11 protein-coding genes are annotated in these 10,970 nt (G+C 74.4%); 2 read left to right on the forward strand and 9 right to left on the reverse strand.

Annotated elements, in window-relative coordinates; translation table 11 throughout:
- Window positions 1–2: 2 nt before the first annotated feature.
- The 8 genes from SMD11_RS33240 to SMD11_RS33275 form a co-directional block, all read right to left on the reverse strand.
- Window positions 3–1,019 (reverse strand): NAD-dependent epimerase/dehydratase family protein, encoded by a 1,017-nt coding sequence (locus SMD11_RS33240; protein ID WP_087929972.1) that lies wholly within the window; start codon window positions 1,017–1,019, stop codon window positions 3–5.
- A complete protein-coding gene (locus tag SMD11_RS33245; protein WP_087929973.1) occupies window positions 1,016–1,462 on the reverse strand; it encodes a type II toxin-antitoxin system RatA family toxin in 447 nt (148 codons plus the stop codon). The genes SMD11_RS33240 and SMD11_RS33245 overlap by 4 nt, the downstream gene beginning before the upstream one ends.
- A 41-nt stretch (window positions 1,463–1,503) precedes the next feature.
- On the reverse strand, window positions 1,504–2,670 hold the full coding sequence (locus SMD11_RS33250) for an acyl-CoA dehydrogenase family protein (protein ID WP_087929974.1): 1,167 nt from the start codon (window positions 2,668–2,670) through the stop codon (window positions 1,504–1,506).
- 170 nt (window positions 2,671–2,840) lie between these two features.
- Window positions 2,841–3,494, reverse strand: coding sequence for an HAD family hydrolase (locus SMD11_RS33255; protein WP_087929975.1), 654 nt, complete (start codon window positions 3,492–3,494; stop codon window positions 2,841–2,843).
- A 95-nt stretch (window positions 3,495–3,589) separates the two neighbouring features.
- Window positions 3,590–4,372 (reverse strand): ABC transporter permease, encoded by a 783-nt coding sequence (locus SMD11_RS33260; RefSeq protein ID WP_087929976.1) that lies wholly within the window; start codon window positions 4,370–4,372, stop codon window positions 3,590–3,592.
- Window positions 4,365–5,444, reverse strand: a complete 1,080-nt coding sequence (locus SMD11_RS33265) for an ABC transporter ATP-binding protein (protein WP_087929977.1) — start codon at window positions 5,442–5,444, stop codon at window positions 4,365–4,367. The genes SMD11_RS33260 and SMD11_RS33265 overlap by 8 nt, the downstream gene beginning before the upstream one ends.
- Window positions 5,434–5,985, reverse strand: coding sequence for a hypothetical protein (locus tag SMD11_RS33270; protein WP_234366287.1), 552 nt, complete (start codon window positions 5,983–5,985; stop codon window positions 5,434–5,436). The genes SMD11_RS33265 and SMD11_RS33270 overlap by 11 nt, the downstream gene beginning before the upstream one ends.
- Entirely contained in the window at window positions 5,982–7,025 is a 1,044-nt protein-coding gene (locus SMD11_RS33275; protein WP_087929978.1) for a hypothetical protein, read from the reverse strand. Before SMD11_RS33275 ends, SMD11_RS33270 begins: the two co-directional genes overlap by 4 nt.
- A gap of 287 nt (window positions 7,026–7,312) precedes the next feature.
- Between SMD11_RS33275 and SMD11_RS33280 the strand changes: the two genes are divergently transcribed.
- Window positions 7,313–8,587: an aspartate aminotransferase family protein gene (locus SMD11_RS33280; protein WP_087929979.1), complete on the forward strand. Its 1,275-nt coding sequence runs from the start codon at window positions 7,313–7,315 to the stop codon at window positions 8,585–8,587.
- 67 nt (window positions 8,588–8,654) lie between these two features.
- Window positions 8,655–9,548 carry a class I SAM-dependent methyltransferase gene (locus SMD11_RS33285; RefSeq protein WP_087929980.1) on the forward strand — a complete coding sequence of 298 codons (894 nt, stop codon included), beginning with the start codon at window positions 8,655–8,657 and terminating at the stop codon, window positions 9,546–9,548.
- A gap of 52 nt (window positions 9,549–9,600) precedes the next feature.
- Here the strand turns inward: SMD11_RS33285 and SMD11_RS33290 are convergent, their stop codons facing one another.
- Entirely contained in the window at window positions 9,601–10,323 is a 723-nt protein-coding gene (locus SMD11_RS33290) for an IclR family transcriptional regulator (protein WP_324614792.1), read from the reverse strand.
- Window positions 10,324–10,970: the final 647 nt, after the last annotated feature.

Consider the following 10,970-nt stretch of genomic DNA (forward strand, 5'->3'; position numbering starts at 1 on the left):
CGTCAGGGCTTCCACGGCCGGGGGACCCGGCGGGCGAAGGTCTCGTGGGTCTCGGCCCAGCGACGGATCGAGCGGAACAGCAACCGCGCGGTGTCCGCCACCCGGTCGGTGACGTCGAACGGCTCCGTGACCGACAGATAGCCCTGGTAGGCGCGGAAGGCGGTGACCCGCAGCAGCTGCGCCCGGTCCAGGTGCTCCTCGGCGAACGGCAGGTAGAAGCGGTTCCACTGCCGGGGCGTCACATAGGGGAGGCGCTCCAGCGGGGGCACCCCGTGCTCGGCGCGCCAGGAGTTGAGGGCGTGCAGGATGGTGTCGAAGGCCTCGTCCACCCGCTGGGCCCGGTCGCCGCGCCCCAGGACCGACAGCCTCCGGCCCGCCGGCGGCCCGAGGGCGACCAGCCGTGCCACATGGCCGGCCACGTCGTCGGTGCTGACCATGTCCAGCAGCGCCTTCTTCTCCGCGACCAGGGCGGGGACGGCGCCGGTGCACAGTGAGGAGGGCAGCCAGAAGAAGCCGCTGTAGCGGTCCAGGGAGCCGTCGGCCCTGCTCCCCATCACGATGGGGAAGCGGACGATGTCGGCGCTGTCCCGCTCGGCGTGCAGCAGGCGTTCGGCCGCTGCCTTGGACCACTCGTAGGAGTTGCGGTAGGCGTCCGGGGAGTGCGAGGTGATGTCGCCCTTGAGGCCCGTGACGTAGGAGGAGGACAGGTGGACCAGGTGCGTCCCGGGGCCGCTGAGGGACAGCACGGCGCGCAGCGGGGCGACGTTCGCCTCCTCGGCCTGCCCGTCGGGCAGGTTCCAGCGGGTGTCGGCGGCGCAGTGCACCACCGCGCCCCACGGGCCGCGCAGCCCGGCCGGCGGCTCCTCCTGCCCGGCCCGCCAGGCGTACTGCCGCGGCCCCGCCCCGCCGCGCCGGCTCACCCCGTGCACCTGGTGGCCCGCCGCGTCCAGCGCGCGCACGACGGCGCTGCCCACGGCGCCGGTGGCGCCGGTCACCAGGACGCGGGCCGGCGCTGTCACGAGACCGCCGTGATCCGCCGCTCGATGGCGCTGAGCATGTGCTCGGAGTTCTCGCGCAGCGCCCTGGTCGCCACGGGGTTGAGCATGTCGGCCAGGAGCGGTATGCCGATCTCGAAGTCGACCGAGAAGACGACCACCGCGGTTCCGTCCCCGCGGTCCTCGACCTGCCAGTACCCCTTGAACTCGTCGAGGTCGCCGGAGACCTGGGTGAAGGTCATGACGCGCTTGTCCTCGTCGAGTTCGTCCTCCTCCACCCATTCCAGTACGGAGCCCTTGAGCAGCACCGACCACTCGCTGGTCCGGGTGCCGGCCGCCGTCTCCCCGAGCACGGTCACCGACTCGACGTTCTCCATGTAGGCGGCGTAGTCCTCCAGGCGGGTGACGGCCTTCCAGGCGTCGGCCGCCGGGGCCTTGATCGGCAGTTTGACCTCGACATGGGGCATGGCTGTGTGTCTCCTTTAAGCGTGCGGTGGGCCCGGGCGGCTCAGCCGGCCGGGTCGAAGCTGATCTCACGCCCCGTGCAGAAGGCGCCGACCGCCTCGTCGCAGGTCAGCAGTGACGGCGGGTGGTGGTGGACGGCGAGTGAGTCGACCAGGAGGTGCGCGGCCCGCTGCCCGCGCCCGTAGAGCCGGCTGCCGACGACCGGGGTGACGGCGGCCAGCACCCGGTCGCGGGTGTCGCTGAGCGAGGCGCGCAGCCCCACCGCCGCGGCCAGCGCCGCCCGCCCGGCGAGCGCGCCCGAGGTGACGTCCGCGGCGAGCTGGCGGCAGGCACCGCCGAGCGTCAGCAGCTCCCGGGTGGCGCGGCCGAGCAGCGCGGTCCGCGGCCCGTACGTGCCCGCCCCGGTCACCTGGCGGTAGGCCACGTCCAGCAGGGCGCTGAGGACGCCGTGGTACGTGGCGCTCAGCAGCACCGCGAACCACGCCATGCCGGAGACGACGTTGTCGTCGATGACGTCGGCGGGCCCGCGGTGGAAGACGAGCCGGTCGTCCAGCTCCACGTCACGCAGGACCAGCCGGGCCGTGTCGGAGTCGGTCATGCCGAGCGAGGGCCATTCCCCTTCGACGGTGAGGCCCGGGGACGAACGGGGGCACAGGGCGAGGATCGTCTCGTCGGTCCCGCCGACGCGGGCCGTCAGGCACACGAGGGTGGCCGTGGTGGCGAGCGAGCAGGGGTACTTCGTCCCCGTCACGCGGTAGCCCTTGGCGGTCTGGACGGCCTCGGAGCGGCTGCTCATGAAATTGGGGCTGCCGCCCGGCTCGGCGAACGCGGACGCGACCAGGGCGCCGGTGCGGGCGATCCCTTCCAGCAGCATCCAGGTGGTGTCCCGGTGCCGTCGCCAGTAGTCGGCCATCAGCCCCACCGTGAAGGCGTGCATGTTCAGGGCGACGGCGGCCGAGGGGTCGGCCGTGCCCAGCGCGCGCTGCGCGGAGGCCACTTCGACGAGGCTCGCGCCCGCGCCGCCGAACTCCTCCGGGATCGGCAGCGCCGCGTAACCGCCGGCGGCCAGGTCGCGGATGCGCTCGGCCCCGGTGGCGCCCTCGCGGGCGGGGGCGGGCCTCCAGGCCGTGCTCCAGCCGGCGTCGAGCAGGGCCCGGTGCGGGGCCCCGCCGTCGCCGGGGTGCCGGGCTCCGTCCATGGCGGCGGTCATGCCTCTCCCTTCCGGGCCGGTCGGTGAAGACGGCGGAACGGGTGCCCGCGGGGACCGGCGGGTGGTACCGGACGACCCTAGGCGGATCGGGCGGCCGAATCAGCGAGTGTTTCTTTGTGCGGAACACCGGATCGCCCCGGGTGCGCGCGCCGGGGGAGGAGCGCCGGTCCTCACAGCTCCAGCAGAGTGAGGAGTCCCGTCAGATCGGGGGCGGCCGGATCCACGCGCACGGTGTCCCAGCCGAGCGCGGCGGCCGGCGCGATGTCGATCTCCTCGGAGTCGCCGACCATCACGCGCCGCGCGAAGTCGCCCTTCCCGATCAGCCGGAAGGCACGGGGGTCGGGCTTCTTCGGCCCGCCGTCCGCGGTGAACAGCGTCCGGTCGTAGACCTCGGGCACCTTCAGGCCGCGCATCAGCCGCCGCATCAGGTTGCCCGGCAGATAGCAGTTGGACATCACCCGGACGGTGTGGCCGGCGGCGGCGGTCCGGCGCATCGCGTCCGCCGCCGGTTCGCACAGCGCGTACTGGCCCGGGTCCGCGCAGCCGAGCGCGTGCCACAGCGCCCGCTCCAGATCGGCCCTGTCCCGCGGTTCGTTCCGTTCCCGCAGGGCGGCGTCCAGCAGGCCCATGGTCGGCGGCTGGAGCGCCGACCGGTCCGACATGGCCGTGAATACGGTGGTGAAGACCTGGTGCACGACCTCGCCCGCGCACCGCCGGTCCAGCGCCAGTACGTCGGCGAGGCAGGCGGTGAACGTCTCGGGGCCCGGCAGCGGCCCGGACAGGACGAGCGTGTCGAAGCAGTCGAAGACCACGGCGGCGGGCATGGCCGTCCCCCTCTGAAGTCGCGCGGCCGGTGTCGCGCGACCGCTGTCGGCGCGCGCCGCCGGCGGGTGCCGGCGCGCGGTGGAGCCCGGCCGCCTCAGGACCAGGAGAGCTTGCGGTGCTCGGTACGGAAGAAGGCCAGCGTCACGGCGGTGAGGCCCGCGGCGAAGGCGCACAGCACACCGGCCGGCAGCAGGACCGCCCCCACGCCGCCGCCGTCGAGGATGACGGTGGTGAAGCCGCGCATCGCCCAGTAGCTGGGCACCCCGGGCGCGAGCGGGCGGGCCCAGTCCGGCAGCGCGGACTGCGGGGTCAGCGCGCCGCCGAGCCCGGCGAAGAGCAGGGCCAGAAGGTTGGCGAAGACGCTGAGCTGGGAGATCGTCCGGCACAGCGCCACCAGCGCCATGCCCACCAGCACCACGCACAGCGCGAGCGGCACGCCCACCAGCACCAGGGCCAGGTACGAGCCGGTGACCCGCAGCCCGAACAGCAGCCCGCCCGCGGCGAAGACGACGGCGAGCTGGACGACCGCGACCGCCAGCGGCACCACCAGACGGCCGGCCACCAGCTCGAACGGCCGCGCGGGCCCGGCCCGCAGCCGGTCCCAGGTGTTCCAGCCGTGCTCCCGGAACATCGCGAAGCCCACGATGTTCACGAGGAAGAAGAGGAACATCACCGCCATGCCGGGCACGGCCTGTTCGGCACCGGTGGCGCCGCGCACGTCGTCGGCCCGCAGCGCCGCGCGGAACAGCGGCTGCATGAAGCTCATGATGAGCAGCGGCATGACCGTACGCACGATCAGCGGCGAGGGATCGCGCACCAGCAGTCTGGCGTCCTGCCGGACGAGCGCGGCGATCCGGCCCGGTGAGCCGTCACCCATGGCGCCCCGCCTCGATGGTCCGTTCCCCGGACGGCACCGGGCCGCCGCCGGGTTCCCCGGCCCGCTCGTCCCCGTCCGTTCCCGGTGCGTCCCGCGCCGGGTCCGCGGCGTCCGGAGCGCCCGCGGGGTCCGGCCCGTCCGTGTACCGGCGTCCGGTCAGGCGGAGAAAGACGGTCTCCAGACTGGGCTGCACCACCCGCAGGTTGACCAGCCGCCGTGCGGAGTCGCCCAGGGCCGACAGCACGTGAGGCACCGCCAGATGGGGCTGCTCGACGCGGACGCGCAGCACACCCGCCTCGTGGGCCACCGGCCAGGGGAGGCGCGGCGGAGGCGGGCCGCCGGAGAAGGTCAGCTCCACGGCGCTGTCCCCGTGGCGGTGCACCAGCTCCCGGAGCGTGCCGCGCGCGATCATACGGCCGTGGTCCAGGATGGCCACGCTCGCGTCGAGGGCCTCGACCTCGGCGAGGTAGTGCGTGGAGTAGCAGACGGCCGTCCCCCCGGCGGCCAGCTCCCGGACGAACGCGATGAGCCGGGCCCGGGTCTCCACGTCCACGCCCGCGGTGGGCTCGTCGAGCAGGAGCAGCTTCGGCCGGTGCAGCAGGGCCATCGCCGTGTGCACGCGCCGCTGTTCACCGCCGGAGAGCCGGGCGACGCGGCGGTCGAGCAGGCCGGTCAGGCCCAGCGGTCCGGCCACCTCCGCGGTGCGCAGCCGGACGTCCCGGCCGCGCAGACCGGCCAGCTCCGCGAAGAACCGCAGGTTCTGCCGCACGGTCAGCGGCGGGTAGACCCCCAGTTCCTGGGGGGCCAGGCCCAGTTCGCGGCGGGCCCGGTGCGGGTCGCGGACGGGGGAGACGCCGCGTACCTCGATCTCCCCGGCGTCCGGTCGCAGAAGCCCCGCGACCAGGGACATCAGGGTCGTCTTGCCCGCGCCGTTGTGTCCGAGCAGGCCCACGATCTCGCCCTCGGCGAGGTGCAGGGCGACATCCTCCAAGGCGGTCGTGCCGCCGTAGCGCTTGGTGACTCCGCGCAGGGCCAGCGCCGGCGCCCCGTGCGGTCCCCGGTCAGTCGGCACGGCGCGTCCAGGCGTCCGGCAGCAGGTCGGGCAGGCCCACCCGCAGCAGCAGCGGCTGCCAGGTGCGGGCCAGCTTGAAGCCCTTCATCAGGCCGCTCCCGGACCGTACGTCGGGCAGCGGCTCGGCGTAGCCCAGGAGCGCCTCGGTGTCCCGCAGGTGGCCGCGCAGGCGCGCCAGCCACTCCTCGCCGCGCCCGCCCACGGCGTCCCGGCCCTCGGCGGCGAGGGCCAGCCCGGCCGCGACCTCCTCGGCCGGGACCCCGGCGAAGGGGTCGAAGCCGGCCTCGTCGCGCCCGTAGACCAGCTCGCCCTCGGTCCGCAGCCCGCGTACGGACAGGGAGAGCTGCACCAGGTCGTAGGCCATGAGGACCGCGACCTCGGTCTGCCCCGCGCCCACGGCGCCCTCGATGTCCTCCAGGCGGGCCCGGCAGCCGAGCAGCAGACGGGCCGCGCCGTGGGCGCGGAAGGCGAGCAGCCGCCGCAGGTCGGGCGGGGGCGCCGGGGCCTGGAGCGGTGTGGCGGGTGTGCTGGGGCGCGTCACGCCGGCACCTCCGGGTCGGGGTGTGCGAGGCCGAGCCACACCATGTCGTGGACGAACAGGGTCAGCAGGTCGTCCGGAGGGAAGGCGCCGGCCGGGCCCGACCAGACGACCGCGCCGCTGTCCCCGGGCGGCAGGTCCCGGCGGGGGACCTCCAGAGCGCGCAGCTGCCAGCGGTCCACGACCGTACGGTCGTCCAGTACGGTCGCCCCGACGCCGGTGGACCAGCGCAGGACCGCGTGCAGGGGCGCCGCGGCACCGGTCAGGCGCTCTACGGCAGCGAGGTGGTGCGCGACGTGCTCGCGGGGCGCGAGCGGTGGCGCCAGCGCGTCGCGGAGCAGGGCCAGGCCCTCGGTGTCCCCGAGCGCCTTGAGCTTCTCGCCCACCCACTTCGCGGCGAAGTACAGCTCCCCGCCCACCGCGGCCCGCGCGTTGAGCGCGGCGACCACGGCCTCCCGGGCACGGACCGCCGCCGCCATGGGCCTGGCGTCGAGCAGCCAGCGCGCGGCCTGCGCGAGCCGGTGCGCCTCCACGGTCCACCACTGCTCCACCGCCTCCGCCAGCCACGGGCCGCGCAGCCGCGCGTGCCAGTCGTCCCACGGCGGCGAGGCGGTCAGCGGCAGTCCGAGCGCCAGCCGGTTCGCGGTGTTCAGGGCACGGCGCCGGTGGTTCCAGGCGTCCTCGGTGACCGTGGCGAACCGGGGCCACGCGCCGGCGGCCAGCTCGGCCGTGCTGTCGCGCACGGTGCTCGCCCGGCGGATGCCGACGTCGATCAGCGTGCCGTGTTCGTGGGACTGGATGGGAAAGCGGGTGAGCCTGTCGTTCTCCACGAGGACGAGCAGGTCGAGATCGCTGCGGTGGTTGCCGAAACCGGCGAGCACCGACCCGGCGGCCACCGCGAGCGCCGGTGTCCCCATGCCCTGGTCGGCCTCCTTGAGCACCGCCTCCCTGCTGACTCCGCGCTGTTCCAGGAACGTATCGAGACGCTTCTCCAGGGTGCTGGAATCCGGGAACGCGCCGGCACTGGCTGACCTGGTCTCCATGCGGTCGGTGCACCTTTCGGACGCGGACGGCGACGGCGTTGGCGGGCTCTCCCCGGGGCCGCGCCGCGACGCTCTCCGGGCCCCTTCGATGCCGCTGCCCGGCCGAGCCTCTCAAGCGCCGCCGCCCGGGACCAACGAGCGTTCCGGCAGCCGGAACGCGACTTCCCACCGAGGCGGCCGGGGGACTACAAGTTGACCGGACGCCCGTGACGACTCGTACGACCCGTGGCCCGGGAGCGGCCCGGGACCGGACCCGCCGGACGAGGACGAGGAGAGGACGGCCCCGCATGGCCGCGACCGCAAGGCATGGGACCGCCCGCAGCGTGTTCGACGCGACCCGCAGACACTTCTCGTCCCAACTGGCCCTCGTCTACGGCATGAACGGCTCCGGCGCGATCGAGATGAGCGGCGAGGGCGCCCGCGTGCGGCTCTCCGACGGCCGCAGCGCCCTCGACTTCGGAAGCTACGCCGTGACCCTGCTCGGCCAGCGCCACCCCGCCGTCGTCGCCGCGGTACGCCGGGAGCTGGACACGATGCCGGTGTCCACCCGCGTCCTGGGCAACCGCGCGACCACCGATCTCGCGGGCGCGCTGACGGCCTGGACCGACCAGGGCCGGCTGACGAAGGTGTGGCTGGGACTCAACGGCTGCGACGCCGTCGAGGCGGCGCTCAAACTGGCCCGCCTGGCCACCGGCCGCACCCGCGTCCTCGCCGTCGAGGGCGCCTACCACGGCAAGTCGCTCGGCGCCCTCGCGGCGACCTGGAACGCGCGCTACCGGACTTCGCTCGAACCGCTGCTCGGCGGCGTCACCCACATACCGGCGGACGCGTCCGCGATACCCGGCGCCTTCGCGGCCGGCGACGTGGCCGCCGTCCTCGTCGAACCGGTGCAGGGCGAAGGCGGCGTACGGCCCCTGGAACCCGGTTTCCTGCGCGCGCTCGCGGACGCCGCGCACCGGCACGGCGCCTTCCTGATCGCCGACGAGATCCAGACCGGACTGCGCAGATGCGGGCCCCGGACGGTCAGCGCCGACGCCGGGATACGGCCCGACGCGGTGCTGCTCGGCAAGGCCCTGGGCGGCGGTGTGCAGCCGGTCTCCGCCGTCGTGGCCACGCCCGAGCTGTACGCACCGCTGGACGCCGATCCGTTCGTGCACACCACGACCTTCTCCGGACATCCGCTCGGCGCCGCCGCCGGCGTCGCCGCGCTCACGGCGGTCGAGGAACTCGCCCCGCGCGGCGAGCGGCTGGCGGAGCTGTTCGCCGCCGGCCTCGCCCGCCTCGCCCGGCGCCACCCCGCCCTGATCACGGAGGTACGCGGCCGGGGGCTGCTGTGGGGCCTGGAGTTCGCCACCCCCGCCGTGGCCGGCGACGTCCTGACCGAACTGGGGCGCAACGGCCTCGTGGTCTCCCCCTGCCTGGGGCGGCCGGAGGCGATCCGGCTCCTCCCGCCGCTGGTCGCCACCGACGAGGAGGCCGAGGAGGCGCTCGCCGTCCTGGACCTCGTCTGCGCCGCGGTGCCCGACGAATTCCGCCCCCCGGCCCCGGTGGCGACGCCATGAGCCGGTCCTGGGCCACCCCGCCCGGTCCGGGAAGAGCACGGGACCGTACGCACAGAGGAGCCCCGCCGTGACGGACACCGGAACGCACGGGCAGCGCGACGTCCAGTACGGCTACCACCGGGGGCTGTTCCCCGCGCTGCACGACTGGGAGCGCACCGAGCGGTCCATCGTCGGGTTCACCGGCGAGGAGGGCCCCTCCGGCCTGCTCGGCCTCGACCAGATGGGCCACTTCGGCCCGCAGGGCTGCGACCTCGCCGCCGACGCCGTCGTCGCCGGGTACACCCCCGTCCCCGGCCGGTCCGCCGTGGACCTGTGCGAGCTGGGCAGCGGATTCGGCGGCGCGCTGCGGTACACGGTGGACCGGCTCACCGCCCGCGGCGTCGCCGTACGGCGCGCCCACGGCGTCGAGCTCGTCGCCGAGCACTGCGCGGTCAGCCGGCGCATCAGCCGCGCGCAGGGGCGCGAGGCGGTGACGGAGATCTGCGCCTCCGCCACCGCCGTCCCGCTGCCCGACGCCGCGCTCGACGTCGTCCTGGTGACGGGGTCGATGCCGCACTTCCCCGAGCCCGGCGACGTCCTGCGCGAGGCCGGGCGGTTGCTGCGCCCCGGCGGACTGCTGGTCCTCACCGAGGAGGTCAGCCTGACGCCCGGCGGCCGGGAGCCGTCCGCCGCGTTCCGCGCGACCCATCCGCGGGACGTCTTCTTCACCACCGCCCTCGCCGACCGCCTGCGCCAGTTCGCCCGCGCGGGCTTCACGGACGTGGTGCGGCGCGACCTGACGGAGTGGGCCGCGGCGCTGCTCGCCGAGCGGCTCAAGGTCGTGCGGATCTTCCGCGGCAGCGTCGCCGGGATCTACGGGACCGAACCGGCCGACCTCATCCGGGACACCCTCACGGCGGCCCGCGAGGAGTACCTGGCGGGGCGGTTGCTGCCCGCCCTGTTCTCGGCGCGGCGGAGCTGACCGGGCGCCGCGGCGGCCGCCGCACCGGCACCCGGCCCGCGCCGCACGAGGATCACTGGACGAGCACCGGCTCCGGGGTCCGCTGGAGGGCACGCGAGACGGCGGCGCACGCGGCACGCAGGTGCGAGGCGGCCTTGACCACGTGCAACCGGCTGTGCGGGCCGGCGACGGCCAGCGCTCCCACCGCCGTGTTCGACGCCGTCAGCACCGGCGCCGCGATGCCGACGGCCCCGGTCACGCTGCGGACGGCCACGAACCCCTGGTGCTGCGCCCGCGCGGCTTCCTCGTCCGTCACCCGCGCGCCCCGGGAGGGGAGGGTCGCGCACGCGCCGAAGGCGTGGAAGACCTTGGTCGCGGCCTGGGCCGAGGCCCGGGTCTCCTGCTCGGCGCCGGCGCCGTACGCGCGGCGTACCGCGTCGACCAGCGCGGCGTCGGGCCCGAGCGCGTCGGAAATAAAAACGAAAGTGCTTCCGCGTGTGAGGTGGTGCAGTTGTTCGGCGTAGGGAAAGGCCAGACAGCGGAGTTCGAGCTGCCGGGGAACGCGTGCGCCGATCATGAAAAGGGAGATGCCGAGCCGCAGTCCTTTCTCGCCTCGCTCCAGCATGCCTTCCATGAGGAGTTCCGTGATGATCCGGTGAGCGGTCGCTTTGGGCATGTCGGCCCGGCGGGCTATTTCGGAGAGCGGGAGCTCTGATTCGCCTGGCCGAAAGCAGCGCAGAATGCTCAGGCCGCGCGCGAGCATGGAGCGGGAGCGCTTCTGAACGGACAAGGGCATTTCCTCCGAAGTCCGGGGGAGGGGCGGTGCGCGAGCGTGCGGCGTCGCCCCTCGGGCAGGCGTCAGCATCCACGGGGATCGCCCTGTTGACGTGCTGAGACGGAGCACTGCGGTCCGTGCGGGCCTCGGGAGCGGGCATGGCGCAGGAAAAACCGGATCCGCGCCGGATCCCCCGTTCACCACCGGCGTGGTCGGATCCGGACGGCCAGACAGGAAGCCGGCGCTGCCAGAGCCTGGTAGCCGGAGGTTGTACAGAAAGAAAACTGTAGCAGTGCGGACATCGGATGAATGGATTTCAGCGCAGCGGTTTTGGTCATTCTGCGAGCGATCAATGGGAGGCCCGGGGGTGTTGGGAACCTCCGCCGCACGGCATTGCGCGGGCCGGACGCGGGAAAGGGATCATGTCCTGACCGGGCGCGGAGAATTGCCGGGGCAGTGTTCATGACCCAGGCGTCACGGGTCCGGTAGGGATAAGCCGTAAAGAGGCATGGGGATGATCTCGGCCTGGAGGCGACCCTACGGGAGCCGCCGGGGTCCGCAGGGCCTCCCTCGGCAGGGGTACGCCGAACCTGGCGTCTGCGTGAGTACGCACAGCACCGTGCTCCCGTGGACCACGGTGCGGCGCAGGTATCGGTGCGGCCACTCGG

The sequence above is a fragment of the Streptomyces albireticuli genome (assembly GCF_002192455.1).
GTDB lineage: Bacteria > Actinomycetota > Actinomycetes > Streptomycetales > Streptomycetaceae > Streptomyces > Streptomyces albireticuli_B.